Annotated in this window: 17 protein-coding genes, 3 tRNA genes and 1 other RNA gene; 8 read left to right on the forward strand and 13 right to left on the reverse strand. The window is 69.0% G+C overall.

All coding sequences use genetic code 11. The features are described 5' to 3' along the window. Window positions 1-101: 101 nt before the first annotated feature. The 5 genes from BKK81_RS13965 to BKK81_RS13985 all read right to left on the reverse strand — a co-directional run bounded on the left by BKK81_RS13965 (window position 102) and on the right by BKK81_RS13985 (window position 7028). Window positions 102-1007, reverse strand: coding sequence for a LysR family transcriptional regulator (locus BKK81_RS13965; RefSeq protein WP_071014003.1), 906 nt, complete (start codon window positions 1005-1007; stop codon window positions 102-104). A 55-nt stretch (window positions 1008-1062) separates the two neighbouring features. Then, window positions 1063-1677: a recombination mediator RecR gene (gene recR / locus BKK81_RS13970; RefSeq protein WP_071014005.1), complete on the reverse strand. Its 615-nt coding sequence runs from the start codon at window positions 1675-1677 to the stop codon at window positions 1063-1065. Window positions 1678-1738: 61 nt separating this feature from the next. Then, a complete protein-coding gene (locus tag BKK81_RS13975) occupies window positions 1739-2071 on the reverse strand; it encodes a YbaB/EbfC family nucleoid-associated protein (RefSeq protein ID WP_071014008.1) in 333 nt (110 codons plus the stop codon). Window positions 2072-2147: 76 nt separating this feature from the next. Next, the gene (locus tag BKK81_RS13980) at window positions 2148-4418 is read right to left on the reverse strand and encodes a DNA polymerase III subunit gamma/tau (RefSeq protein WP_071014010.1); all 2271 of its coding nucleotides are present in this window, start codon (window positions 4416-4418) and stop codon (window positions 2148-2150) included. A 108-nt stretch (window positions 4419-4526) separates the two neighbouring features. Further along, window positions 4527-7028: an adenosylcobalamin-dependent ribonucleoside-diphosphate reductase gene (locus BKK81_RS13985; protein WP_071014012.1), complete on the reverse strand. Its 2502-nt coding sequence runs from the start codon at window positions 7026-7028 to the stop codon at window positions 4527-4529. Window positions 7029-7205: 177 nt separating this feature from the next. On the opposite strand from BKK81_RS13985, the gene ffs reads away from it, so the two are divergent. Then, window positions 7206-7304: signal recognition particle sRNA small type (gene ffs, locus BKK81_RS13990), an RNA gene on the forward strand. A gap of 239 nt (window positions 7305-7543) precedes the next feature. Here ffs and BKK81_RS13995 read toward each other — a convergent pair. The 3 genes from BKK81_RS13995 to BKK81_RS14005 form a co-directional block, all read right to left on the reverse strand. After that, entirely contained in the window at window positions 7544-11173 is a 3630-nt protein-coding gene (locus BKK81_RS13995; protein WP_071014015.1) for a UvrD-helicase domain-containing protein, read from the reverse strand. After that, window positions 11170-14109 (reverse strand): PD-(D/E)XK nuclease family protein, encoded by a 2940-nt coding sequence (locus BKK81_RS14000; protein ID WP_071014018.1) that lies wholly within the window; start codon window positions 14107-14109, stop codon window positions 11170-11172. Before BKK81_RS14000 ends, BKK81_RS13995 begins: the two co-directional genes overlap by 4 nt. Before the next feature lie 124 nt (window positions 14110-14233). Then, window positions 14234-14503, reverse strand: a complete 270-nt coding sequence (locus tag BKK81_RS14005; RefSeq protein ID WP_071014021.1) for a hypothetical protein — start codon at window positions 14501-14503, stop codon at window positions 14234-14236. Window positions 14504-14940: 437 nt separating this feature from the next. Here BKK81_RS14005 and trxA point away from each other — a divergent pair, with 437 nt between their 5' ends. The 6 genes from trxA (at window position 14941) to BKK81_RS14035 (ending at window position 21490) form a co-directional block, all read left to right on the forward strand. Further along, on the forward strand, window positions 14941-15267 hold the full coding sequence (trxA, locus tag BKK81_RS14010; RefSeq protein ID WP_071014023.1) for a thioredoxin TrxA: 327 nt from the start codon (window positions 14941-14943) through the stop codon (window positions 15265-15267). A gap of 179 nt (window positions 15268-15446) precedes the next feature. Beyond that, window positions 15447-16709 (forward strand): transcription termination factor Rho, encoded by a 1263-nt coding sequence (gene rho / locus BKK81_RS14015; RefSeq protein ID WP_071014025.1) that lies wholly within the window; start codon window positions 15447-15449, stop codon window positions 16707-16709. Window positions 16710-16797: 88 nt separating this feature from the next. Further along, window positions 16798-17649: a M90 family metallopeptidase gene (locus BKK81_RS14020; protein ID WP_071014028.1), complete on the forward strand. Its 852-nt coding sequence runs from the start codon at window positions 16798-16800 to the stop codon at window positions 17647-17649. Between the two features lie 194 nt (window positions 17650-17843). Beyond that, window positions 17844-18107: a type B 50S ribosomal protein L31 gene (locus BKK81_RS14025; RefSeq protein WP_071014031.1), complete on the forward strand. Its 264-nt coding sequence runs from the start codon at window positions 17844-17846 to the stop codon at window positions 18105-18107. A gap of 159 nt (window positions 18108-18266) precedes the next feature. Next, complete coding sequence (locus BKK81_RS14030; protein ID WP_071014034.1) at window positions 18267-20054, forward strand: ArnT family glycosyltransferase; 1788 nt, start codon at window positions 18267-18269, stop codon at window positions 20052-20054. 83 nt (window positions 20055-20137) lie between these two features. Then, complete coding sequence (locus BKK81_RS14035) at window positions 20138-21490, forward strand: MATE family efflux transporter (RefSeq protein ID WP_071014036.1); 1353 nt, start codon at window positions 20138-20140, stop codon at window positions 21488-21490. Between the two features lie 342 nt (window positions 21491-21832). On the opposite strand, the gene BKK81_RS14040 is transcribed toward BKK81_RS14035, so the two are convergent. From BKK81_RS14040 to gltX, 4 genes are all read right to left on the reverse strand, one after another. Then, window positions 21833-21909: transfer RNA gene (locus BKK81_RS14040), tRNA-Asp, on the reverse strand. Between the two features lie 63 nt (window positions 21910-21972). Continuing rightward, a tRNA-Glu gene (locus BKK81_RS14045) sits at window positions 21973-22048 on the reverse strand. A 99-nt stretch (window positions 22049-22147) separates the two neighbouring features. Next, a tRNA-Ala gene (locus BKK81_RS14050) sits at window positions 22148-22223 on the reverse strand. 300 nt (window positions 22224-22523) lie between these two features. Further along, complete coding sequence (gene gltX, locus BKK81_RS14055) at window positions 22524-23930, reverse strand: glutamate--tRNA ligase (RefSeq protein WP_071014039.1); 1407 nt, start codon at window positions 23928-23930, stop codon at window positions 22524-22526. Between the two features lie 257 nt (window positions 23931-24187). Here gltX and BKK81_RS14060 point away from each other — a divergent pair, with 257 nt between their 5' ends. Beyond that, window positions 24188-25147 carry a patatin-like phospholipase family protein gene (locus BKK81_RS14060; protein WP_071014042.1) on the forward strand — a complete coding sequence of 320 codons (960 nt, stop codon included), beginning with the start codon at window positions 24188-24190 and terminating at the stop codon, window positions 25145-25147. Between the two features lie 91 nt (window positions 25148-25238). Here BKK81_RS14060 and BKK81_RS14065 read toward each other — a convergent pair whose 3' ends face one another. Continuing rightward, window positions 25239-25934 (reverse strand): C40 family peptidase, encoded by a 696-nt coding sequence (locus BKK81_RS14065; RefSeq protein WP_071014045.1) that lies wholly within the window; start codon window positions 25932-25934, stop codon window positions 25239-25241. Window positions 25935-26146 lie beyond the last annotated feature (212 nt).

The raw sequence follows: 26146 nt of genomic DNA on the forward strand, positions 1-26146 counted from the left end.
CGACGCCACGGCCCCGACGATCGGACGACCGGGCGGCCGCGCAGGCGCCCGCCCCGGCGAAGCGGCTCAGCCCGGACGTGCGCCCGGACGCTGCACGGCGCTCAGAACGGCGCCCGGTCTCCGCACAGGTGGGAAATCAGCAGCCGTCCCGACACGGTCAGGCCGGCCGGGTCACGCATGCCGATCAGCAGCGAGCGCCGCGCCCAGGCATCCTGCAGTGGCACCAGCGACAAACCCATGGACTTGACGTGCGGCTCGGCCGCGATGCGCGGCAGCACACCCACGCCCAGGCCGGCCATCACCATGCGGCACATGGCGTCGAAGCTGCGCACCTGGATGCGCAGGCGGAACGGGCGGTCCAGCCGGCTGCTCTCCTCGAGCAGGCGCGCGGCCAGCGAAGTCACCTGCGGCAGGCTGACGAAGTCGAATTCGAGGGTGTCGGCATAGCGCACCGGTCCGCGCGTGGAGAGCGGGTGGCCCGGCGGCGTGACCAGCACCAGCTCGTCCTGGCGGTATTCGACCGTGACCAGCCCCTCGCACGGCGTGCGGTCGGCGAAGATGCCGACATCGGCGCGGTTCTCCACCAGCGCGGCCACGATCTCGCTGCTGTTGAGCTCCTCCAGTTCGATGCGGATGGTCGGGTGCATCCGCATGAAGGTGGCAAGGTCGTCGGGCAGGAACTGGGTGATGGCCGAGGTATTGGCGCAGACCCGCACCTGCCCGCGCACGCCGCTGGCGTAGTCCGACATGACGCCGGCCATGCGCTCGACGTCCTGCAGAATGGTCAGGGCGTGATGGAAACAGGCCTGGCCAGCCTCGGTCAGCTGGACGCCGGAAGCCCGGCGGAAGAACAGCGGCGCGCCGACCGCGGCCTCCAGGTCGGAGATGCGCTTGCTGGCGGCCGCCACGGCCAGGTGCGACTGGCGCGCCCCGGCCGAGATACTGCCCTGCCGGGCCACCGCGACGAACAGGCCGAGCGTGACGAGGTCGAAGCGCGCGAGATTCATGCCGGCGCGCGCTGGGCCGGGGCCGGCGGGTGGCTGGGCATCGGCATGGAGCGGGCTACAGTGTGCGGCGGTCCATCACCGCCCGCGCGATGGTGCCGGCATCGACGTACTCGAGCTCGCCGCCGACCGGCACGCCGCGCGCCAGGCGCGTGACCTTGAGGCCGCGGGCCTTGAGCATCTCGCCCACATAGTGGGCGGTGGCCTCGCCCTCGCTGGTGAAGTTGGTGGCGACGATCACCTCGGACACCGGGCCGCCGAGCGCGGGATCGGTGGCGCGTGCCAGCAGCCGGTCGAGATGGATCTCGCGGGGGCCGATGCCGTCCAGCGGCGAGAGCCGCCCCATCAGCACGAAATACTGTCCGCGGTAGGTCAGGGTCTGTTCGATCATCACCTGGTCGGCGGGTGTTTCCACCACGCACAGCAGCGAGGCGTCGCGCCCCGCGTCCAGGCAGGTCTCGCAGACATCGTGCTCGGTGAAGGTGTTGCAGCGCGCGCAGTGATGGATGCCATCGGCCGCGCCGCGCAGGGCATCGCCCAGTCGGCGCGCGCCTTCGCGGTCGTGCTGCAGCAGGTGGTAGGCCATGCGCTGGGCGGACTTGGGCCCGACGCCGGGCAGCACCCGCAGCGCCTCGATCAGGGCCTGCAGCGAGGTCGGCGGCGCGCCCTTCATCGCCCGCCCCCCGTCCGCACCGGCATCCTCGCTGGACTGCGCATGGCTTGCCCGCCGACGCTCAGAACGGCAGCTTGAAGCCCGGCGGCAGCGGCAGGCCGGAGGTCATCGAGCCCATCTTCTCCTGAGAGGTGGCCTCGGCCTTGCGCACCGCGTCGTTGAAGGCGGCGGCAACGAGATCCTCCAGCAGTTCCTTGTCCTCGCCGTCGGCGAGCAGGCTGGGATCGATGGAGACGCGCTTGACGTCGTTCTTGCAGGTCATGGTCACCTTGACGAGGCCGGCGCCGGACTGGCCCTCGACCTCGATCTGGGCGAGCTGCTCCTGCATCTTCTTCATGTTTTCCTGCATCTGCTGGGCTTGCTTCATCAGCCCGGCCAGTTGGCCCTTCATCATGGCGGTGTACTCCTGAATACGGTGGGTTTGAAACGATAACGGGAGCCGGCCGATGCCGCTCCCCGGAAATCCTCTGTCAGCCGACGCGCGGCTGGATCGAGCCCGGCACGATCTGCCCGCCGAATTCGCGCAGCAGGCCCTGGACGAAGGGATCGCCATCGATGCTGGCCTCGGCCTCGCGCTGGCGCTGCTCGCGCGCCTCGGCATCGGCCGCGGCGGCGGTCTCGACAACGGCACCGACCTCGCACTGCACGCGCACGGGCTGGCCGAAATGTTCGGACAAAGCCTGCTGCAGCCGCTCGACCACGCCGGCCTCGGTGATGGCGGCCACCGGTGCGCGCAGGTGGATGGTGTTGGCGACCACGCGCGCCAGCTCGCTCTGGTAGGCCAGTTGCTGCGCCAGCCCCTTCAGCGACAGGCTCGCCGCGAGGCCGGGCCAGTCACCGGTGAAGACCGGCGGTACGCCGCCTTCCTCGACGAAGGTGACGGGCTGGCGCGGCGCCGGCTTGGCTGCGAGCGGCTTGCCCGCGGGCGGGTCGATGTTCGTCTCCGGGCTCCGGCCCTCGGCGCGCTCGCCGGCCATCCGCTCCGGCCGCGCCTCCACGGCGGCGGCGCGCGCGGCAGGACGGGCCCGCGGCATCGAAGGCTCGGCATCGCTGCCGTAGGGGCCGATCAGCGGCAGGTCGGGGGGCAGTTCCTCCCAAGGCGGCACGTCGCTGCCCCCGGCGCTTTCCCAAGGGGGCACGAACTCGGCTTCCGGCGCTGCCGCGGGACGGTTGCGGGCCGGCGCGGCAACCGGGGCCGGTGCGGCCACAGGTGCAGACGGCATGGCGGGGGCAGCCGCCGCAGGCGCCGGGCGCGCAGCCCCGGGCGGACGCAGCGGCTGGGGTGCCGGCTTGGCTGCCGGCGCCGTGGTACTGGCGGCGGCAGGACCCGGCGCCTGCAGGGCCGAGGCCGGCTGGCGCGCGCCGCCGCCACGTGCGGCGGAGGCCTGGCGGGCCGCCGCCAGCGCGGCGCGCGCGGGAGACATGGCGCCGGCCGCGGGGCCGGCGGGCACCGCAACAGCCGCAGCAGCCGGCGCAGACGCCTCGGCAGCCGGCGCCGGCTCAGCGGACGTCTCGGCAGCCGGCACAGCCTGGGCCGGCGCGGCACGGGCCACGGGCGCCGCCGCCACCCCTGCGCCGGCGGCCGCCCGCGGACGCGGTGCCGGTACGCCGCCGCTCTGCACCGGCGTGGCGGCCGGCGCCGCCGACGGGCGGAAGGCCAGCATGCGCAGCAGCGTCATGGTGAAGCCCGCGTACTCGTCCGGCGCCAGCGCCAGTTCGCTGCGGCCAAGGTTGGCGATCTGGTAGAACAGCTGCACTTCCTGCGCGTCGAAGGCGGAGGCCAGGCGGCGCACGTCGGCCGCCTCCGGCCATTCGTCCTGCACCGAGGCCGGCACGGCCTGCGCCAGCGCGATCTTGTGCAGCAGGGAGCCGAGATCCTGCAGCGCGCCGGCGAAGGACAGGCTGCGGTCGGCCATGGTGTCGGCGATGCCGAGCAGCGCGGCGCCGTCCTCGGCGGCCAGCGCGTCGAGCATCTGCACCAGATAGCCCTGGTCGATCGCCCCCAGCATGCCGCGCACGGCCTCTTCGCCGACCTGGCCGGCGCTGTAGGCGATGGCCTGGTCGGTCAGCGACAGGGCGTCGCGCATCGAGCCGTGGGCCGCCTGGGCCAGCAGGCGCAGCGCATTGCCGTCATGCTCGATGCCTTCCTCGCGCAGGATATGGTCCAGGTGGGACACGATGTGTCCCGGCGGCATCTGCTTGAGGTTGAACTGCAGGCAGCGCGACAGCACCGTGACCGGGATCTTCTGCGGGTCGGTGGTCGCCAGGATGAACTTGACGTGTCCGGGCGGCTCCTCCAGCGTCTTCAGCATGGCGTTGAAGGCGTGGTTGGTCAGCATGTGCACTTCATCGATCATATAGACCTTGAAGCGCCCGACTGTCGGCGCATAGACCGCCTTGTCCAGCAGTTGCGCCATCTCGTCGACGCCGCGGTTCGAGGCGGCGTCCATCTCGATGTAGTCGACGAAGCGCCCGCTGTCGATCTCCTGGCAGGCCTTGCACTGCCCGCAAGGCGCGGCCGTGATGCCGCCACTGCCGTCAGGCCCGGTGCAGTTGAGCGCCTTGGCGAGGATGCGCGACAGCGTGGTCTTGCCGACTCCGCGCGTGCCGGTGAACAGGTAGGCGTGGTGCAGCCGTTGCTGTTCCAGCGCATGCGTGAGCGCGCGCACCACGTGCTCCTGGCCGACCAGCGTGGAGAAATCCCGGGGGCGCCACTTGCGCGCTAGAACTTGATAACTCATGGCGGCGATTGTAGCAAAATGCGGCCCCCTTTCCGGCGCCGGCCAGGCCCGCCCGGACCGCCGCCGGCCGTCCCCTGCCGCCGCCGCCCGTGACGCCGGCATGGCACGCTAGCCGCACTCACCGATGTAGCCGCAGTTGGCGCACTTGGCGCAACCGTCGATCTTGTGCAAGGCGTGTGCGCCGCACTCCGGACAGGGCTTGCCCGAGCCGACGCCCGGCGCAGCCGGCACCGGGCCGGCCGCCGCGTGCCCCGCGGCCGGCCGCCGCCCGGCCGGCGCGTCCGGTCGCTCGGTCAACCGCTCGGCCAGCCGCGCCACCGGCACCTGACGCCCCTCCTCATCGAGGAAGCCGCGCTGGATCAGGATGCGTTGCAGCGCATAGCCGATCGCCGCCACCTCGGAATCGTGGAAGCGCGGCACTTCGCTGCCGTCCTGCCGCACCAGCACGCCATAGCGCACCGTGCCCTTGTCCCAGACCACGTTGCGCATATCGGCCAGGGCCTTGGCCACCGAGCCCCCGGAGCGCGCCACCATCGACAGCAGCCGCATGGTGGAAGTGATCCACTGCTGCCCCTCGCTGCGCTGGCCTGCCGGCATGAAGAATTCCACCGGACGCTCGATGGTGGCGGGCCTGCCGCCCACGGTGCCGGTCACCCGCATGAAATTGACGGTCAGGTAGACGGTCCTGCGCCCCTCATAGGTCATGTACTCGATCTTCGAGGTCACCCCCTCCAGGTCACCGACCGGCCGGCTCGAGAAGGGCCTGCGCAGCAGGTCGTCGCCGCCCGCCGGCGCCGGGGGGGCGGCCGCGGCCGGCGGCGTGACCGACAGCACCGCCCCCAGCACACGGTTGGGGCGATAGGTCGCCAGCCCCTTGAGGCCTGCCTTCCAGGCTTCCAGGTAGAGGTCGCGGAAGGCATCGTAAGGATAGTCCTCCGGCACGTTGACCGTCTTGCTGATGCTGGTGTCGATATAGGGCTGCACGGCCTGCAGCATGCGCATGTGGTCCAGCGCCGACATCTGCAGCGCCGTGACGAAGCTGTCCGGCAAGCACGCCACGTCGCCACCCAGGTGCCGGTACAGCCGCCAGGCATGGTCGGCCACCTCGAACGACTGGTAACCACCGTCCGGCATGCGCTTGCGCCGCTGGTAGGTCCAGGAGAAGGCCGGCTCGATGCCGTTGGACGCGTTGTCGGCAAAAGCCAGCGTGATAGTGCCGGTCGGCGCGATCGACAGCAGGTGCGAATTGCGCAGGCCGCCGGCCCGGATGGCGGCGCGCAGCGGTTCGGGCAGGCGCGCCACGAAGCCGCCAGCCAGGTAGGCATCGGCATCGAACAGCGGGAAGGCGCCCTTCTCCCCGGCCAGCGCGGCCGAAGCCCGGTAGGCCTCGTCGCGCAGCACTTCGGCGATGCGCGCGGCCAGCGCCCGTGCCGGCTCGGTGTCGTAGCGCAGGCCGAGCATCACCAGCGCGCTGCCCAGGCCGAGGAAGCCCAGCCCCACGCGGCGCTTGGCGCGCGCCTCCGCCTGCTGCTCCGGCAGCGGCCAGTAGGTGATATCGAGCACGTTATCGAGCATGCGCACTGCCACCTGCACGACCTCGGCGAAGCGCGCGAAATCGAAGGCGCTGTCCGCCGCGAACGGCCGCTCGACGAAGGCGGTCAGGTCGATCGAACCGAGATCGCAGCAGCCGTAGGCTGGCAGCGGCTGTTCCGCACAGGGATTGGTCGCCTCGATGCGCTCGCAGTAATAGAGATTGTTGTCGGCATTGATATGCGACAGGAACAGGATGCCGGGTTCGGCATGGTCGTAGGTCGCATGCATGACCTGCTCCCACAGCGCGCGCGCCGGCACGCGCCGGTAGACCCACTGGCCGTCGGCGCGGCGGTAGGCGCCGGCGGCGATCTGCTCGGCGCCGGGCTCGGCCTCGTGTACCAGCTCAACCTGGGCATCGGCCTCGACCGCGCGCATGAAGTCATCGCTGACGCCGATCGAGAGGTTGAAGTTGCTCAGCTCGCCGCGGTCCTTGGCATGGATGAAGATCTCGATGTCCGGATGGTCGCAGCGCAGCACGCCCATCTGCGCGCCGCGCCGCGCGCCGGCGGACTCCACCGTGGCGCAGGACGCATCGAAGACCTTCATGAACGAGACCGGCCCCGAGGCGCGCGAATGCGTGCCGCGCACCAGCGCGCCGGACGGCCGGATCGCGGAGAAGTCGTAGCCGACCCCACCGCCGCGCCGCATGGTCTCGGCGGCCTGCGCCACCGCCGTGTAGATGCCGGGCTTGACCCCGTCCGGGCCGGCGACGGGATCCGACACCGAATCGCCCACCGGCTGCACGAAGCAGTTGATCAGCGTCGCCTGGATCCCGGTCCCCGCTGCCGAATTGATGCGCCCGGCAGGGACGAAGCCGTTCTCCTGCGCCCACAGGAAGCGCTCGGCCCAGGCCTCGCGCCGCGCAGGCGGCTCGGCCTCGGCAAGCGCACGCGCCACGCGGCGGCGTACCTGCCCGACGCTGTCCTCCTCCCCCTTGGCGTACTTTTCCCGCAGCACCTGTTCCGAGATCTCCTGCGGCGGCAGCGCCGCGTGCAGTATCTGTTCGTTGGCGTTCATGGTTCGCTCGCTAGCTCGTCTGCCGTCCGTGACCGTGCCGGCCGCAACCGGGCCGGCGCTTCGGCGCGCCGCCCCCGCTCATGCTGCGCCGCTGGCGCGGCCCGATCCCCCCGCGCCAGGCAAGAATTTCATTGCAAAGGGGCCCAAGTCCGCCGCGCTGGGTTACAATGCCGCTCGGACGGGCCTCCTCGCATGGCGGCGCGGTCAACCTGGTCAGGTCGGGAACGAAGCAGCCATAGCCGTTTTCCGCCAGTGCCGAGGGCCAGGCTCGTCCACCTCCCCCATCCCTCCCGCAGCCCCGCCTTCCGGCAACCTCCCCCGCAACACATTCCAAGCCTGCCCGCCCGAAGTCGCGCTGTGCCGTCCGCACGTCCATCGGATATCGCCGCGGCGGGCTCCGCACGTTCGCAGCGCCGCTCTCGCCACCTGGCGTATCCGGCAAGCCGCCCCAACAGCACTATGGCACTTCCAGCGCCGTTTGCAAGGCGGCTGCCCAAGCGGCTCAGCCGACCGCCTCAGAACAGCGAGCCCTGCTGCGGCTGGCGTGCGCCGGCGCGCAGGCGCTCGAGCGGAATCCACTCGCCGTCGGCCGTGGCCACTCCGGCTTCGATGCGCCGCCCCGGGAACATCGGGCCGAGTGCGGCCGCATAGCGCCCGAGCTGGGCGGCATAGTCCGCATGCTCCTGGGGCAGCAGGCGCAGCTTGTAGTCGATGATGACCACGCGCTCCGGGTATTCGACCAGCCGGTCGATGCGCAGCAGCCTGCCGCGCGCATCGTACAGTTCGACCTCATTGCGCGCGCTCAGCGCGCCGCGCCCCGACAGCAGCGCCGCCAGCGCCGGCGCGTCCAGCATCGCGCGCGCGGCATCCACCGCGGCCTGCGCCTGCCGGCGCCACAGCTCGCGCGCCTGCGCGCTGCCCACGCCGGCCAGCGGGAACCAGCGCAGCACCGTCTCCACCGCGGGAACCGCGCCGAACGCATGCGGATAACGCGTCAGCCGTTCCAGCAGCGCATGCAGCAGTTCGCCATGCCGCGCGGCGGCGGCATCGAAGACGATGGCCTCCTCCTGCACTACGTCTTCCGCACCTTCCGCGCCCTCTGCCGCCTCCGCGGTCCCGGCCCGTGCCGCCAGCCGCTCGGCATCGCGGTAGCGCGTGCGGAAGTCCGTGTAGCGCACGGCTTGCGGCGCCGCGCGCGCGCCTTCGCCGGCAGGCGAGGCGCCTTCGCCCGGACGCGCCGCGACCGCCTCGGCCACGCCGGCCGCCTGCAGCCGCACGTACCAGCTGCCCGCGATCTCGGCATCGTTGCCTTCCTCCGCGCCGCGCGCCGCGCGCCCCTTGACACCGCTGACCAGCAGCCCCTGCTGCGCGCGCGTCATGGCCACATAGAGCAGGTTCCAGTTTTCACGCTCGGCCAGCGCGGCTTCCGTCTCGAACAGCGGCGCGCGAGCGCGGCCGCGCTCGCTGCGCTTGCCGTAGGCCGAGAAATGCCGCGGCACCTGCGCCTGTGGCGGCCAGTCGACCAGAATGCCGCTGCGGTCGGCCGCGGGCTCGCTGTGATTGGCATCGAGCAGCACCACGAAGGGCGCCTCCAGCCCCTTGGCGGCATGCACGGTCAGGATGTGCACGGCGTCCAGCCCCTGGCCGTCGGCGGCGTCGGCCGCGTCCTGTTCGGGATCGTCGCTCATGCCGCCCTCGTCCGGGCTCTCCGTCTCGTCGCCACGCCGGATCTCGTGCAGTTCATCGATGAACTTCGGCAGGCTCGGATAGCGGCCGCCATCGAGATCGAGCGACAGCTTCAGGAAAGCGTCCAGGTTGGCCAGCACCTGCTCGCGGATGCTGGCCGGCGCGGCCTCGGCGTAGCGGCGCCGCACCTCGCCGCTGTGGTAGATGTGGTCGATCAGGTCGTGCACCGGCCGCTGCGGCGCGATCGCCAGCCACCCGCGCAGCCTCGCCACGCCCTCGCCCAGCGCGGCGGAGGCACCCTCGGGTACGCCACCGGCCTGCAGGCGCGCCCACCAGCCGCCCTCGCCCGGCTGCTGCGCGAGTGCGACCAGGTCGTCGTCGGAGGCGCCGACCAGCGGGCTTTTCAGAACGTGCGCCAGGTCGAGGTCCGATTCGGGCGTCATCAGGAAAGCCAGCAGCGCCGACAGGTCGAGCGCTTCCAACGTGGCCAGCAGGCCGCCGCGGCGCGGGCTCAGGCAGGGAATGCCGGCCTCGCGCAGGGCCCGCTCGTAGTCGGGCAGATAGCTCTTGCGCCGGACCAGCAGGTAGATGTCGCTCCAGCGCACCGGGCGTTCACCCGCGTGGTCCTGCACCATCACGGTCGCGCGCAGGCGCTGCAACCAGGCGGCCACGCGCCTGCCTTCCTCGAGGCGCAGGGAGTCGCCACCGGCACTGCGCGGCTCGCGCAGCGTATCGCGATGCCCGCCGGCATCGGCCTGCGCATCGGGCGGCTCACCGGCCTGCGTGCCGGTTTCCGAGCTTCCGTCTTCGCCCGTCTCCGCCTTGCCTGGAGCCGCCTCGGGCTCCACCAGCGGCAGCAGCCACAGCGGACCGCCCTGGCCCGGCAAGGCTGTGGTCTGCGTTTCGTAGAGGGGGTAACGCCCCTGCTCGCGCGCGGCATCGAACACCGCATTGACCCAGTCCAGCACCGCCGGACGGTTACGGCGCGTGCGATTGGTGCGCAGCACGGTGGCGCCGAACTCGCGCTGCAGCATCTCGCGCGCGCTCTCGAACAAGCGCGCATCCGCACGGCGGAAGCGGTAGATGGACTGTTTCGGATCCCCGACCAGGAAAATCGACGGGCGCTGCCCGGTGCCGGCGTAGCCGGCCAGCCAGCCTTGCAGGATGCGCCACTGCAGAGGATTGGTGTCCTGGAACTCGTCGAGCAGCAGATGGCGGTAGCGCGCGTCGAGGCGGACCTGCAGGTAGGTGGCGGTTTCCTCGTCCGCCATCAGGCGCGCCGCCAGCCATTCGAGATCGGCAAAGTCCATCGCGCGCTGCTCGTGCTTGAGCTGCTGGTAGCGCTGCAGCAAGGCATCGCCCAAGCGGTAGACGGCCAGGTTCAAGGCCAGCACGGCCGCCTCGCAGCGGCGCGCGGCCAGTTCGTCGAGCTGCTCGCACAGTCCCGCATGCGCCTGCAGCAAGGCATCCACCATCGCTTCGCCGCCGGCGGCCTTGGCCAGGCCGCTGGTCCGGCGCAGCGCGCGCGGCGCGCCGGCCGCGGTGAAGAAAGCGGCGCGCAGGCGCGCGAAGGCCTGGGCGGCCGGCTCGCCTTCGTGCGCGCCGCCCTCGCGCCAGGCGCGTACCGCGCTGAGCCCCTCCTCGAGGCGCGCGGCATGGTTCTGCTCGGTCTTGCCGCCGCCGCCCAGGCGCGTGGCCAACGCCTGGCCGTCGGCCAGCCAGCCGTCTTCCAGCAGCGCCTGCGCCACCACGTCGAGGCGCGCGTCGTCGCCGAGCTGCTCCGCCAGCGCCAGCTCGGGCGGACCGGCCTCCTGCAGCGCCCACCATTCGCTGCGTGCGTGGAACATGGCATCGAGCCAGGCCCGCGCCTGGAATTCGCCGATGGCGTCGACCAGCGTCTCGTAGGCCTGGCGCAGCTCCGCATACTGCGGCGCGCCGAGCGAGCGCCAGAACGGCGCCCAGGCCTCGCGCCTGAGCCGCAGCGCATCCTCGCGCAACGACGCTCCCGGCACGATGCCGGAGGACAGCGGCGCGCCGCGCAGCAGGGTACCGAACCAGCCGTGGAAGGTATCGATCGCCATGCGTCCCGGCGCCGCCAGCACGCGTGCGTGCAAGGTGCGCGCGCGCGGCAGCGCGGCGCGCGCCTCGGCGTCGCTCAGGCCGCGCAGCCGCAATGCCGCCAGTACCTCGTCGTCCGCCCCCTGCGCGAGCTGGGCAAGGACCTCCAGCAGGCGATCTCGCATCTCCTCCGCCGCCTTGCGCGTGAAGGTGATGGCGAGGATCTCGTGCGGCGCCGCGCCGGCCAGCAGCAGGCGCAGCAGGCGCGCCACCAGCAGCCAGGTCTTGCCGCTGCCGGCGCAGGCCTCGACCACCACCGAACGGGCGGGATCGCAGGCAGCGGCGGTGAACTCGGCTTCGCCGACCGGTAGGCCGTCACGCAGATAGGCATGCACGCTCATCGGATCGCCTCCGGCAGCGCGGTCGACTCCCAGAAGCCCTTGCGGCAAAGGCCGCGCGCCTCGCACCAGGTGCAGGCGGCCGTATCCCCGATGGCGGGCAGCGGCGCGCCGCCGCGCAGGCGCACCACGTCGTGGCGCAACTGCCGCTCCAGCCAGGCGACGGCGGCGTCGAAATCGGGCAGCGCCACTTCGCGCTGGGCGGCCGCGGCCCCGTCCTGCACGCCCTCCAGCGACACCCAGCTACCGCTGACCGCATCGGCACGCAGCAGGCCGTAGAACGGCAACTGGCAGTCTTCTTCCACGTCCCCCACCTTCTTGCGCAGGCGCGCCGCGCTCTGCGTCTTGTAGTCGAGCACGGCATGGCCGCCATCCCGGTGCTGGTCTAGGCGGTCGATGCGTCCGTTCAGGCGCAGCGGCTCACCATCCGGCATGGCCAGGTCGATGCCGGCATCGAGTTCACCGGCGCGCCACCGCCAGCCCTCGGCCTCGCGGCCGGCCTGCCATTCGATATAGGAGGGCTGCACCTCGCACCAGCGCCGGTAGTAGCCGATCGCATTGCCGTCCTCGGCCACCAGCGGCCCGAACACGGCATCGGTGCACTGCCGCAGCAGCGCGAGCCGGCCTTGCGCGTCGCGCGGCTGCCCGCCGCTGTCCTGCAGCTCGGTGTGGTAGCGCAGCAGGACGCGGTGCAGCAGATCGCCGATATCGCGCTTCTCCAGTTCGTCGCTGACCGCGTCGAGCCCCGACAGCCCGAGCATGCGGCCGGCAAAGAACTGATAGGGACAGCGCCGCAGCATGTTGTAGGCCTGGGCACTCCAGCGCGGCGGCACCAGCGCCGGCGCCGCCGGCGCCGGCATGCCCGACGGCAAGGCACGCGTCTCGTGGACCGGGGCCGCGGCAACGGCTTCGATCGGCTCGCCTGCGCGCCGGCAGCAGGCCGAGAGCCGCTCGATCCAGCCCGACACATGCTTCGGTTCGCCGCGCCCGCCCAGGCGCTGCCAGGTCATCACGACCTCGTCGTTGTTGAGCAGCACTTCGGCCAGGTCGCGTGCCTGCTGGGCGAAGCGCACCTCGCGGTCCTCCAGCCCAAGCTCGCGCCGCATCTGGTTGGAGAAGAACATCAGCTCGGCCGCGCTCGACGGCAGCTGGCCGTCGTCGCAGCCGACGATCACCACCCCCTCGAAACGCCGCATGCGCGCACCGTTCAACGGCAGGATGGTGATCCGTGCCGCGCTGCTCGCCGAGGGCTCCTTGTAGGCGACTGCCTCCAGCAGCGCGGACAGCATTGCGCGGAACTCGCCCAGGTCCAGCGAGGCTTGCGCGCCCGCCTCGTCCTGCGGCAGTTCGTCCAGGCGCGCCAGGGCGTCGAGCAACTGCTGGCCGGCGTCGTCGCCAGCCAGCGCTGCCCGCATGCCAAGCGCGTCGAGCATGGCGTCCAGCCGCTCCAGCCAGTGCGCGACCGGCCGCTGGGCGCGGCCGCGCGGCCACTGCGCCGCCTCGCCCGAGAGCGCGGCAACCAGGGCGCGTGCGCCCTGGCGCGCCGCCAGCTCTGCTTCGGCAAGGTCGTCGCCGGTAGCCGGGTCGTGCCGCGCCGCGCCGGCGAACAGCTGGGTAAGCCGGTGCCATCCTCCCGAGATGGCATCGCGCCGGATCTGCCGCTCCAGCACCGCGATGGCCGCGCCTCGCGATGGAAACTCCGGCAGGCAGAACGGGCTCTTGAGCAGGTCGAGCAGGGCTGCGGTATCCCCTTCGCCGGAAAGCAGGTCGAACCAGCGCATCAGCGCTGCGGCGGCGCGCGTGGTGGACAATTTCCATCCGGTCTCGTCGCGCACCGGCGCGCCGGCGCGCGCCAGCAGCGCGCGCGTGCGGCGTGCCACCACGCGATCGTGCGCCACCAGGGCCACCTGGCGCCGACCGGCATTGAGCCAGGCCACCAGTTGCTCCGCCGCGGCCGTGGCTTCGTCTTCGAAGCGCGCGCTGCCGATCACGCGCAGGTTGGGACGTTGCGGCGGCAATGGGGGAAGCTCGCCCGGCATGCGCCAGGGCAGGCCCGCGTCCCCGGTGGCCGGGACGCCGACCGCCTCGTCCGCTGCCTCGTCTTCCCCATCGGCACGCGGTGCGCGCGGCACCAGCACGGCTTCGGGCCAGAGTGCCAGCAGGGTCTCGTACCAGCCGGTGACGCCCTCCTCCCCGGACGCCAGCGCGCGCCCCGACCAGTCGTAGCCGATCTCCATCACCGGCACCAGCTCGCCCGCCTCGCGCAGGAACGCCGCCTCGATCGGCTGCGGCGGTGTCGGCCCCAGCCACACCACCGGGCCGGGCACGTGCTCGGCCAGGTTGCGCAGCGCCCGCCGGCGCGCCGGCAGCGGATCGTCCGGCCCCGACAGCGCCTGCCAGAAGGCCAGCACGATGCGCGCCTCCTCCCCCAGAAAACGATCGCTCAGGTGCGCGTAGGTCCGTTCCAGCGCGCCCTGCAGCAATTGCGCGCGGTCGTCGCCCAGGATGTCGTCATCGTCGCGCACCGCTTCGTCTTCGAGCCAGCGCGCGCTCAATTCGTCGCAGATGGACAGCAATGTCTGCGCCAGCCCCCAGGCCGCCCCCTCGGTCTGCGCGCCGAAGGCGCGCCGCAACCATTCCTGGCCGCGCAATGCCTGCTGTACGGCGAGCAGCCGCGCGGCCGCGCTGCGCACGGGCTGGGCCTCCGGCGGCAGGTCGAGCAGCCAGTGCCCGAGCGTCAGCACGCGCGGCAGCAGCCGCGGCGCGCCCGCGGCCCGCGCCGCGGCGTCCAGCGCGGCCCTCACGCCAGGAATCTGCGCGGCCGTCGGCACCAGCACGTGGGCGCCGGCGGCCTGTCCGCAATGGTCGAGGAAGTGCCATACCGAGGCGCCGGCCTGCGCCAGGAAGTCGGGACCGGGGCGGAAATGCAGGGAAATCATCGGCTCGGGCGCTCCCGCGCACGGGCGGAGGGAGCAGGGGCGGTGTCGACAAACGGTTCAACCGCCGCGGCCCGCAGGCGGCGGCGGATGCGAACGGAACAGGAGCGGGCGGTGCCGCAGCGCCTCAGCGACCGTCCTCGACGCGCGCGCGGATCTCGCGTGCAGTCTCGAGCAGGCCCTGGTAGCCGCTGCGCGCATGCTCGGGGAGGTCGGGGTCGCCGACCAGGGCGCCCAGCGTCTCGATGATGCTGTAGATCAGGCCCCTGGCGGCGCCCGCGGCAATGCTCTCGGCCTCCACCGCACGATCGATGTGCGCCAGCGCGTCGCTCATCTGCTCGACGGCAGGCGCCTCGCGCGATTCGGACTCGGAGGGCTTGCGGGAATCGGTGTTCATGGTGATGACCTTGTCAGTTGCCGGAAAGCGGCACGGCGGCGATCGACGCAGTGCCCATTTCACCATTCTACGCTGCGGCGGCCTGCCCGCGCGTGCCGGGTACACCACCGCGCCGGCACTGCAACCTCAGGTCGATTGAGAGAATCTGTCACGCCCATAGCGATAATGTTTGGCACGATCTGCCATATCGGGGGCAAAATGCGCAGCATGCCGCCACGCACGGCCGTGCGTGGCGGCGGCCGCTGCAGGCAGGTCTTGAATTCGCGCCAACTGGTAACATATTGGCGCTAGCGGCCCCCGCGACGGTGCCGGCAACGGGCCAGCCTTCGTGCGTAATGCGCTCCGCGCGCAACGCGCCGTGGCATTCTCGTGTAAGGTAGCGGTTCGGCTCATCCAGCCATCGACATAAACAAGAGCGAAACCAGAGGTTTTCCGCCATGAGTGAACAAATCAAGTATGTGAGCGACGCCTCCTTCGATGCCGACGTCCTCAAGTCCGACAAGCCCGTGCTGCTCGACTTCTGGGCCGAATGGTGCGGCCCCTGCAAGATGATCGCCCCGATCCTGGACGAAGTGGCCAAGGACTATGGCGACAAGCTGCAGGTCGCCAAGATCAACGTCGACGAGAACCAGCAGGTGCCGGCCAAGTTCGGCATCCGCGGCATCCCCACGCTGATCCTGTTCAAGAACGGCTCGGTGGCCGCGCAGAAGGTCGGCGCCCTGTCCAAGTCTCAGCTGACCGCCTTCCTGGACGGCAACCTCTGACATACGTGGCGGCCGACGCGTAAGCGTTCCGGCCGCGGCCATCTGCCTGCGTGCGCGCGCCTGTCTGGCGCGCCGGCAGCTTTGTGCTAAGATGGCGCCAACAACTTCCCCGAGCGTTCGCTCATTTCCTCCCCCCTTCTGGTTCCTGCCCGTCCGGGCACCCGTGTAACCCCTTGTCTATGCACCTGACAGAACTCAAATCGCTTCACGTGTCTGCCCTTCTCGAGATGGCCGCGACCCTCGAGATCGACAACGCACAGCGGATGCGCAAACAAGAACTGATGTTTGCGATCCTGAAGAAGCGCGCCAAGATGGGCGAAACCATCTACGGAGACGGCACCCTGGAAGTCCTGCCGGACGGCTTCGGCTTCCTGCGCTCGCCCGAGACCTCCTACCTCGCGAGCACGGACGACATCTACATCAGCCCCTCGCAGATCCGCCGCTTCAACCTCCACACGGGTGACTCGATCGAAGGCGAGGTACGCACGCCCAAGGACGGCGAGCGCTATTTCGCGCTGGTGAAGGTGGACAAGGTCAACGGCCAGCCTCCGGAAGCGGTGAAGAACCGCATCATGTTCGAGAACCTGACGCCGCTGCACCCGAACCGGCCGCTCACGCTCGAACGCGACATCAAGGCGGAAGAAAACATCACCGGCCGCATCATCGACATGATCGCGCCGATCGGCCGCGGCCAGCGTGCCCTGCTGGTGGCCTCGCCGAAGTCCGGCAAGACCGTGATGCTGCAGCATATCGCCCACGCCATCGCCAACAACCACCCCGAGACCGACCTGTTCGTGCTGCTGATCGACGAGCGTCCCGAGGAAGTGACCGAGATGCAGCGCTCGGTGCGCGGCGAGGTGGTGGCGTCGACCTTCGACGAACCGGCCATCCGCCACGTGCAGGTTGCGGAAATGGTGATCGAGAAAGCCAAGCGCCTGGTCGAACTGAAGCGCGACGTAGTGATCCTGCTGGATTCGATCACGCGCCTGGCGCGCGCCTACAACACCGTGGTGCCAGCCTCCGGCAAGGTGCTGACCGGCGGTGTCGACGCCAACGCGCTGCAGCGCCCGAAGCGCTTCTTCGGCGCCGCGCGCAATCTCGAGGAAGGCGGTTCGCTGACCATCATCGCCACCGCGCTGATCGAGACCGGCAGCCGCATGGACGACGTGATCTACGAAGAGTTCAAGGGCACCGGCAATATGGAAGTGCACCTGGAGCGCCGCCTCGCCGAGAAGCGCGTCTACCCGTCGATCAACCTCAACAAGTCCGGCACGCGCCGTGAAGAGCTGCTGATCAAGCCGGAAATCCTGCAGAAGATCTGGGTGCTGCGCAAGTTCATCTCGGACATGGACGAAGTCCAGTCGATGGAGTTCATCCTCGACAAGCTCAAGGCGACCAAGAACAACGCCGAGTTCTTCGACATGATGCGCCGGGGCGGCTAAGCTTCAGCCGATGCCGTGCCCAAAAGAAGCGTGCTCCGGCACGCTTTTTCTTTTTGGGCCGCCGGCCTGCCAACCCTGACGCTCCGCCATGCTCGACCGACTGACCCGCTTCCTGCGCTCGCGCTCGCGCGAACGCAAGCTCGCGCACTACGCCATCCCCGACGCACTCTGGGTACAGACGGTGGCGGCCCTGCCCTTCGTGCGGCGCTACGGCCCGGAGGACCTGGCAGCGCTGCGCGAGCTGGCCACGCTGTTCATCGCCGAGAAGGAGTTCTCCACCGCTCACGAACTGCAGCTGAGCGACGAGATGGTGGCCAGCGTCGCCACGCAGGCCTGCGTGCCCATCCTGCACCTCGGTATCGAGTGGTACCGCGGCTGGCACGGCATCGTGCTGTACCCCGGCGAGTTCGTCATCCGCAAGACCGTGGAGGACGAGATCGGACTGGTGCACGGCGTGGTCGAGGAGGCTGCCGGCGAGGCCTGGGAACACGGCCCGGTAATCCTCTCCTGGCCGGACGTGAGCAGCCCCGGCGCCGGCAGCGCGGCAGCCGGCGACGAACTGGACGACAGCTACAACGTGGTCATCCATGAGTTCGCCCACAAGCTCGACATGCTCGACGGCGAAGCGGACGGCGTACCGCCGTTCTCGCGGATGCTGCACCCGGGCATCGACCGCGAGGCCTGGGCGGAAGTCTTTCTCGACGAGTATGAACGCTTCGCCGAAGCCTGCGACGCCCAGCCGGCGCGGGCCTGGAAACGGCCGGAGCGCCTGCCCGCCGCGCTGCGCGCGATAGACCCCTACGGCTGCGAAGCGCCAGGGGAGTTCTTCGCTGTAGCGTCCGAAGCATTTTTTGTAGACCCCGCGGGGCTGCTGCGGTACTGGCCCCGGGTCTACGCGCAGTTGGCCGCCTTCTACCGGCAAAACCCCGCTGGCGCCTGATGCAAGATACCTTCGCCCTGGCGGCGGCAACGCGCCGGCACTATCATGGATTCCTTGCCCCGGCTCTTGTTTTTCTGCCATAATCACGGTTTGCCCGTTATCGGCAAGTGGTTCGTTCGCCGCAAGCGCTTGGCAACGCGCGCCAGGCAGCGCACGGCAAGACGGACTGGCTACCCAAACTGAAAGGAATCACCATGAAAGAAGGCATTCACCCCAATTACCGCGAAGTCGTCTTCCTCGACGTGTCGAACGACTTCAGCTTCGTGACCCGCTCGACCATCCAGACCAAGGACACCATCACCTGGAAGGACGGCAAGGAATATCCGCTGGCCAAGATCGAAGTGTCGTCGGAATCGCACCCGTTCTACACCGGCACCCAGAAGATCATGGACACCGCCGGCCGCGTGGAAAAGTTCCGCCAGAAGTTCGGCAGCAAGCTGGGCAAGGCAGCGAAGTAAAACTGCGCTTCCGCTCACGTTCCCGGCAGCAAGGCGCTTCGCCGTCTCGGACCGCATCATGTCCCGGCGCCGGGCAACGCAGACAAAAAGGCAGCGTCGGCTGCCTTTTTGCTTTCCTGGCCCCACGTCGATCGAGCCCGCTGCGAGCATGACCCCTTGATGAGCCAAGCCAAGACCTCACGCGTCCAACTGACCGCAGCAGCCACCGGCACGCTGCCGCGCGCCTTGCTGCTGGCGATCTGCATCATCTACGGCCTGACCGGCCTGTTCGGCCGCGATCCGTGGAAGAACGAGGATGCCGCAGGGTTCGGCGTGATGTGGCAGCTGGCCACGGGGAGTACGCAGGACTGGCTGATGCCCAATATCGTGGGCCGGCCCTACAGCGAGGACGGCCCGCTGGTGTTCTGGGTGGGCGCCACCATGATCCGCCTGTTCGGCGGCTGGCTTGGCGCAGCCGACGCCTCGCGCCTGGCCACTGCCCTGTTCTACTTCGCCACCTGCGCCTTCACCTGGTACGCCACCTACCTGCTCGGACGCCGCAGCGAAGTCCAGCCTTTCGCCTACGCCTTCGGCGGGCAACCGGACGCGCGCGACTACGGCCGGACCTTGGCGGACGGGGCCCTGCTGATCTTCCTGGCCTGCGTCGGCCTCGCCATGCGCGGCCACGAGACCACGCCCCAGGTGGGTCAACTCAGCTTCATCGCGATGAGCCTCTACGGCCTCGTGCGCAGCCTGGACAAGCCGGTCCAGGGCAGCCTCTGGCTCGGCCTTGGACTCGGCGCGCTGACGCTGGCGAGCGGCCCGGTGCTGCCGCTGGTCCTGCTGGCGGCCATCGCGGCCGGCGGACTGGCCTGCCAGCCGCTGCCGCTCAAGCGCCTGGTGGCGATCGGCCTGCCGCTCGCCCTGGCGCTGGTGGTGACGTGGCTGGCCGCCACCTACCTCGGGGCCGCCGCGCGCGACGATGCGGTCGCCTTCATCCGGGAATGGGCACGCTACGACCGGCGCACCTACGGCCTGCCCAGCGTGCCGGTCCTGAGCTTCCTCGGCCGCAACCTGTTCCTCTACACCTGGCCAGTATGGCCGATCGCGGCCTGGTCCTGGCTGGCCTGGTCGGGCATGCGCCGCGCACCCCACGTCGCCATCCCGCTGACGCTGCTGCTGCCGCTGCTGTTCCTGCTGTTGCTGCTGCGCTCGGCAGGCGATATCCAGTTCATCCTGGTGCTGCCGCCGATGGCGGTGCTCGCCGCCTTTGCGCTGCCGACGCTGACGCGCGCCGTGATCAACGCAATCGACTGGTTCTCGCTGCTGTTCTTCACTATCTTCGGCAGCTTCGTCTGGTTCATGTGGGTCGCCAAGACGACCGGCTGGCCACCACGCGTCGCCGCCAACGTGTTCCGCCTGCTGCCCGGCTTCCAGCACCAGTTCACAGTCAGCGCGGTCCTCTGTGCGCTGCTGGTGACGCTGGCCTGGATCCTGATCGTGCGCTGGCGTCTGTCGCGCGCGCCGAAGCAGATCTGGCGCCCGGTGGTGATCTCTGCCGCCGGCACCACCCTGATGTGGGTGCTGGCGATGACCTTGTGGCTACCATCGATCAATTACGGCAAGACCTATCGGGACGTCGCGCAGGCCGCCTCGATGGCCCTGCCCAGCACCTACCGCTGCGTGCAGCCGATCCGTATGGGCGATGCCCAGCTCGCCTCGTTTGCCTACTTCGGCCACCTGCGCTTCGGCGGGCCCGGCGATGGCTGCGATATCCTGCTGCGCTACGATCCCATGGACTTCGGCGAGCCGACCAGCATCTCGCATTTCGAGTGGCGCCTGATCTGGGAAGGCCGCCGCCCCGCCGACCGCGACGAACGCTTCCGCATGTACCGGCTGGTGGATCTCAGCCAGGCACAACCGCCCCGGCCGGCACTGCCCCCTGGTACCCGGCGCCTGCCACGCTGATCGGGCAGCCCGGCCCTGCGTCGGGGCTCCGCGCCCTCCGGCCGCCCCCATCGCCTTAACCCTCGCCTCGCTGCGCCACGCCGATGAGCCTGCTCCAGGACAGCCGCAGAATCGCCCATCTCGCAGCCCCGCTGCTGGTCGGCCAGCTTGCCGTGATCGCCTTCGGCGTGACCGACACGGTCATGTCCGGCCGCGCTTCGGCCGCCGATCTCGCTGCGGTCGGCTTGGGCGGCTCGATCTACATCACGATCTATATCAGCCTGATGGGCGTACTGCAGGCGCTGGCGCCGATCGCCGCCCAGCTCTATGGCGGTGGGCGCACGCAGGAGATCGGCATGGAAGTGCGCCAGGCGGCCTGGCTGGGCCTGGCCCTTGCCATTCCGGGGATACTGTTGCTGCTGCACCCCGAGCCACTGCTGGCGCTCGCCAAGGCACCTCCGGAACTCGTGGACAAGGCGACCGCTTACCTGCGCATCGCCGCCTTCGGCCTGCCTGCCGCGCTCGCCTTCCGCATCTATTCGGCCCTCAACAACGCCCTGTCCCGCCCGATCATGGTGACCGTGCTCCAGCTTGGCGGACTTCTGCTCAAGGTGCCGTTGAACGCCTGGTTCATCCATGGCGGCCTCGGCGTGCCGGCCATGGGGGGCCCGGGCTGTTCGCTGGCATCGACGCTGATCACCTGGGCCTGGTGCCTGGCCGCGCTCGGCATCCTCTACGCGGACGCCACCTACCGGCCGATCGAGATCTTCCGCCACTGGAGCTGGCCCTCGGCGCATCATATCCGCGCGCTGCTTCGTCTCGGCATTCCGATGGGCCTGACCTACCTGATCGAGATCACGTCATTCACGCTGATGTCGATCTTCATCACCCGCATGGGCACGGTGATGCTGGCCGGACACCAGATCATCGCCAACCTGAGCGCGGTCGCCTACATGGTGCCGCTGTCCCTGGCCATCGCCACTTCCACCCTCGTCGCGCAGGCGATCGGTGCACGCGACCGGGCCGGCGCGCGCCAGCTTGCCTGGAGCGGCATCCGCCTCGCCGCCACGCTCGCGCTGCTTTGCGGCACACTGCTCTGGCTGCTGCGCAGGAGCGTGCTCCACGCCTATACCGAAGATCCGGGCGTCATTGCCGCAGCCCTGCCACTGGTCGCGCTGATCGCCCTTTACCAAGCGTTCGACGCCGTGCAGGTAATGACCGCCTTCATTCTGCGCGCCTACAAGATCGCGCTGATCCCGACCGTCATCTATGCCGCGTCGCTGTGGGGCGTGGGACTCGGCGGCGGCTACCTGCTGGGATTCGGAATGATCGACGGGTTACCGGACTTCACGCGCGGACCGGCAGGCTTCTGGATGGCCAACAGCATCAGCCTGGCTCTCGCCGCGATGCTGCTGGTGCGCTACTTCATGCACATCAGCCGCGTCGAATCGCGCTGACACCGATCCCCCCTCCTGAGCACGCGCCCGTCCATGCCCCTCCCGGCTTGCGGCAAGGACACGCCAGTCCAGTAGGCACCTCCTGGCCAGCGGTCACGGAGGATCGACCACTCTCTCGCTCGGCGCAATGCGCCGGACCAAACGACGAATGCCGGCCGTACGCCACCGGCCAGGCGCAGCCGGCCCGTATGTCCTGATGGACTGCGGCTGAGCTGACAGCAACGGGAATAAGTGAGGAGAAAGAGAGGGGGAAAGGAAGCCGGCGACAAACGCGGCAGGGAGAGGAAAAGCGGACGATAGAAAAAGAAAAACCCGCATGGCATAGCCATGCGGGTTCAGATTTGGCGGAGTGGACGGGACTCGAACCCGCGACCCCCGGCGTGACAGGCCGGTATTCTAACCGACTGAACTACCACTCCTTAGTCGGCTCACCGAAGCTTTACTGGCTTCGATAAACTAGGCGTTTGATTACGCCCATTTTTTGGCGTCCCCTAGGGGATTCGAACCCCTGTACTCACCGTGAAAGGGTGATGTCCTAGGCCTCTAGACGAAGGGGACAGAAACTCGTTTAGTTACTCGTTTCGTCCGACAGATAATCAACCTTCCGATTATCCATCTTTTTGATCCACCCATCTCGCAACGGGTGGATCGGCATTTTGGTGGAGCTAAGCGGGATCGAACCGCTGACCTCTTGCATGCCATGCAAGCGCTCTCCCAGCTGAGCTATAGCCCCATGGTACTGCTATTTACTGCTTACCTCGCTTCGCTTTTGTTTCATCGTTTCCAGCGAAGACAACATTTTATATCAATCTCGCTTTTTTGCAAGCCCCTTTTTTAACTTTTTTTCGTGATCCGCATTTTGCGGTGTTTGCTGCCATACTGCTCAGCACCCTATCACGAAGACCCGTTTTACCGAATCAGTCAGCCCGCTTAGTTTTGAACCGCGCTGCAGGGAGAACGAGATTATGCGCAAGTCCAGGCAGGAATGCAAGCCCCTGCCTGGACTTTTTTCTCAATACCTTGAGCGGCCAGATCAGGCGGCCAGGCCGGCGCCGATCCGGCGCAGTACCGTCTCGCGCCCGAACAATTCCAGCACCGCGTCGATACTGGGCGTCTGCAGCTGCCCGGCCACCAGCAGGCGCACCGGCATCGCCAGTTTCGGCATCTTCAGGCTGAATTCAGCCAGCACCGCCTTGAACGCCGCGCCGATCGCTTCGCGCTTCCACTCCGGCAGCGCCGCCAGGTGCGTGGCAAGGGCCTGCAGGGCGGGGATGGTTTCGGCGCTCAGGTGTTCGGCCTTGAGTGCCGCGTCCGGCTGCGGCTCGCCCCGATAGAACAACAGCGCGGTCTGGGCGACCTCCTTCAGCGTGTTGGCGCGATCCTTGACCAGGGCCACCACAGCCGCCAGGTCGGCACCTTCGACCGTAGCGCCCATCGCCTCGATGAAGGGGCGGGTCAGTTCGGCCAGACGCGCATTGTCACCCACCTTGATGTAGTGATTGTTCAGCCAGGCCAGCTTCTCCGGGTTGTACTGCGCCGGCGACTTGCCAAGATGCTCGAGGTCGAACCACTCGACGAACTGCTCGCGCGAGAAGATCTCCGCGTCGCCGTGCGCCCAGCCCAGGCGTGCCAGGTAGTTCAACACGGCTTCCGGCAAGTAGCCCTCGTCGCGGTAGCCGGTCACGCTCATTGCACCATGACGCTTGCTCATCTTCTCACCCTGCTCGTTGAGCACGGTAGGCAGGTGCGCATAGACCGGCGGCGTGCCGCCGAGGGCGCGGATGATGTTGATCTGCCGCGGCGTGTTGTTGACATGGTCGTCGCCGCGGATCACGTGGGTGATACGCATATCGAGATCGTCCACCACCACGCAGAAGTTGTAGGTCGGCGTACCGTCCGGGCGCGCGATCACGAGGTCGTCAAGCTCCTCGTTCGAGATCTCGATCCGCCCCTTGACCGCATCGTCCCAGCAGACCGCCCCTTCCAGCGGATTGCGGAAGCGCAGCACCGGTTGCACGCCGGCCGGGGGGTCGGGCAGCACCTTGCCCGGTTCGGGACGCCAGAAGCCGTTGTAGCGCGGCTTCTCCCCACGCTCGCGCTGCGCCTCACGCAGTGCGTCGAGTTCGGCGGTGCTCATATAACAGGGATAGGCCAGTCCTGCGTCGACCATCTGCTTGAGCACCTCGCGGTAGCGGTCCATCCGCTGCATCTGGTAGAACGGGCCTTCGTCGATGTCCAGGCTCAGCCACTCCATGCTCTCCAGGATCACGTCGACCGCCTCCTGCGAGGAGCGCTCGACGTCCGTATCCTCAATGCGCAGGATGAAGTCCCCTTTCATACGACGGGCAAAGGCCCAGGGGTAGAGCGCGGAGCGGATGTTGCCGAGATGGATGAAACCGGTCGGGCTCGGCGCGAAGCGGGTGCGGACGCGTTGTGTCATGTGGGAGAAAAAGACGGAAACGCCCGCACGCGCGGGCGAACGGGCTATCGGAGGGAAGCCCGCATTATAGCAAGCAGGCCTTGCGCCCTCCCCGGCGCCGACCGCCGGCACGGCGCTCCCACAAGGAATCATTTATGCTAGCGCCGGTCTCAATCTGGAACCGGCGGCCGGCAGCCGCTGGCGGTGCCCGATGCACCACACGATCCGCGTTGCGTAGCGCCGGACGTGCTCGCCGCCCTTCTATCCGCATCCGTTTCATGCAAAGACGCAGTTTTCTCGGCGCCGGTGCGGCCGCCCTGCTGGCCGCCTGCTCCTTCGGGCCCAAGCCCTCGACCATGCCCTCGGTCGGTAGTCCCGCTCCCGCCGACCAGGCCACCTCGACACCGCCAGCCGTGCCGCCGCGCCCCCTGCGCATCGGACTGGCCCTCGGCGGCGGCGCCGCACGCGGCTTCGCCCATATCGGCGTGATCAAGGCGCTGGAAGCGCAGGGCATCCGCGCCGACCTGATCGCAGGCACCAGTGCCGGCGCCGTGGTGGCCGCCCTTTATGCCACCGGCATGAGCGGCTTCGAACTGAACAAGCTGGCCCTGCACATGGACGAAGCGACCATTGCCGACTGGGCCCTGCCCTTCGGCACCCGCTTCGGAGGGTGGATCAAGGGCGAAGCCCTGCAGAACTACGTCAACCGGCTGGTCGGCAATCGCCCCATCGAGGCGATGAAGGTTCCGCTCGGCATCGTGGCCACGGACCTGAAGACCGGCCAGCCAATCCTGTTCCGACGCGGCAACACCGGCCAGGCCGTGCGCGCCTCGAGCAGTGTGCCGGGTGTGTTCCGGCCGGTGACGATCCAGGGTCATGACTATGTCGACGGCGGGCTCGTCGAACCGGTACCGGTGGACTCCGTGCGCAGCATGGGGGCCGACTTCGTCATCGCCGTGAACATCTCCGCCGACCCGTCCAGCCAGAACAGCGACGGCCAGAGCGGCGTGCTGCTGCAGACCACGGCCATCATGGGCCAGACCATCAACCGCCAGGCCCTGGCGCGCGCCGACATCGTCATCCGCCCCAACCTTCCCGATATGAGCGGCAGCGATTTCGCCGCGCGCAACCGCGCGATCCTGGCCGGGGAACAGGCTGCAGCGGCCGCCATGCCGACCCTGCGCGCCAAGCTCGAGCAAGCGCGAAACCACGCATCGGGAACGGTGGCAGCACAATAGCCACCACGCTGGCCTCGCCTTCCCGGCCAACCGGCCGGACCAACAAAAAAGGACTGCCGGAGCAGTCCTTTTTCATGGTGGCGCGTGCAGGTCAGCCGCCGTAGAGCGAGCGTCCACTGGCATTAGGATCGAAGCGCTTGAGCGTCTCGACCATATTGCCAAGGTTGTCCGCCCCGCCCGATGTGCGCAGCACGCTGACGTCGTCGATGCGGCGCGCGCCGTTGTAGCGCGTCACCCAGTAGCTGGCGCGCATGTCGTCGACACGGATCTTGCTGCCGGTGGACGGCGCATGGACAAACTTGTTGTCACCGATGTAGATGCCGACATGCGAGAAGGTGTGGCGCATGGTGTTGAAGAACACCAGGTCGCCCGGCCGCAGGTCGTTGGCCGCCACAGTGGTACCGACCTGGCTCATCTCCACCGAACGGCGCGGCAGCATGAAGCCGAAGGTGTCGTTGAAGACGTAGCGCACGAAACCGCTGCAGTCCAGGCCGGACTCGGGGCTGTTGCCCCCGAAGCGGTAGCGCACGCCGATCAGGCCCAGCGCATTCATCACCAGGTCGCCGGCCTTGCTGGCGACGTTGCTGGTGGAGTTCATGACAGAGGACAGCAGGCTGCGCTTACCTTCCGCCGGCTGGTCTGCGCTCAACTCGGCGCGTGCGTCGATGCGGGCATCCGGGTCCTTGAACACGGTGTCCGCCAGCACTCCATTCGACAGAGTCGCACCGCAGGCAATGGCAATTCCAACGGCGGCGCGCGCCAGGGAATGAAGTACCGTTCGCTGCATTGGTTCTCCTGAATTGATTATTCGTCGGGCAGCGCCGAAAAACGCCGCCAGACCCCCATTTGACCCGGGATGGCTCTAATGCGAAAACGAAGCTGACGCAAGAAGCGGGCCCGTTACCAGGCACCAACTCTGTGCAGGAACGCAGGTCCGGATGTCAGACAACCGCCAGCAGGCCACCCCCGAAAAAACCTCTCGCGGGATGGTATAAGGTT

The sequence above is a fragment of the Cupriavidus sp. USMAHM13 genome, assembly GCF_001854285.1.
Taxonomy (GTDB): Bacteria; Pseudomonadota; Gammaproteobacteria; order Burkholderiales; family Burkholderiaceae; genus Cupriavidus; species Cupriavidus malaysiensis.

Bases quoted from the DNA above. Each gene is read 5' to 3' on its own strand.
- BKK81_RS14060 (WP_071014042.1), top strand. From the start codon at position 24,188: ATGCAAAGACGCAGTTTTCTCGGCGCCGGTGCGGCCGCCCTGCTGGCC.
- BKK81_RS13980 (WP_071014010.1), bottom strand. From the start codon at position 4,418: ATGAGTTATCAAGTTCTAGCGCGCAAGTGGCGCCCCCGGGATTTCTCC.
- BKK81_RS14005 (WP_071014021.1), bottom strand. From the start codon at position 14,503: ATGAACACCGATTCCCGCAAGCCCTCCGAGTCCGAATCGCGCGAGGCG.
- BKK81_RS14000 (WP_071014018.1), bottom strand. From the start codon at position 14,109: ATGATTTCCCTGCATTTCCGCCCCGGTCCCGACTTCCTGGCGCAGGCC.
- BKK81_RS14025 (WP_071014031.1), top strand. From the start codon at position 17,844: ATGAAAGAAGGCATTCACCCCAATTACCGCGAAGTCGTCTTCCTCGAC.
- BKK81_RS14035 (WP_071014036.1), top strand. From the start codon at position 20,138: ATGAGCCTGCTCCAGGACAGCCGCAGAATCGCCCATCTCGCAGCCCCG.
- gltX (WP_071014039.1), bottom strand. From the start codon at position 23,930: ATGACACAACGCGTCCGCACCCGCTTCGCGCCGAGCCCGACCGGTTTC.
- BKK81_RS13975 (WP_071014008.1), bottom strand. From the start codon at position 2,071: ATGATGAAGGGCCAACTGGCCGGGCTGATGAAGCAAGCCCAGCAGATG.
- BKK81_RS13995 (WP_071014015.1), bottom strand. From the start codon at position 11,173: ATGAGCGTGCATGCCTATCTGCGTGACGGCCTACCGGTCGGCGAAGCC.
- BKK81_RS14030 (WP_071014034.1), top strand. From the start codon at position 18,267: ATGAGCCAAGCCAAGACCTCACGCGTCCAACTGACCGCAGCAGCCACC.
- BKK81_RS14065 (WP_071014045.1), bottom strand. From the start codon at position 25,934: ATGCAGCGAACGGTACTTCATTCCCTGGCGCGCGCCGCCGTTGGAATT.
- BKK81_RS13985 (WP_071014012.1), bottom strand. From the start codon at position 7,028: ATGAACGCCAACGAACAGATACTGCACGCGGCGCTGCCGCCGCAGGAG.
- BKK81_RS14020 (WP_071014028.1), top strand. From the start codon at position 16,798: ATGCTCGACCGACTGACCCGCTTCCTGCGCTCGCGCTCGCGCGAACGC.
- rho (WP_071014025.1), top strand. From the start codon at position 15,447: ATGCACCTGACAGAACTCAAATCGCTTCACGTGTCTGCCCTTCTCGAG.
- recR (WP_071014005.1), bottom strand. From the start codon at position 1,677: ATGAAGGGCGCGCCGCCGACCTCGCTGCAGGCCCTGATCGAGGCGCTG.
- trxA (WP_071014023.1), top strand. From the start codon at position 14,941: ATGAGTGAACAAATCAAGTATGTGAGCGACGCCTCCTTCGATGCCGAC.
- BKK81_RS13965 (WP_071014003.1), bottom strand. From the start codon at position 1,007: ATGAATCTCGCGCGCTTCGACCTCGTCACGCTCGGCCTGTTCGTCGCG.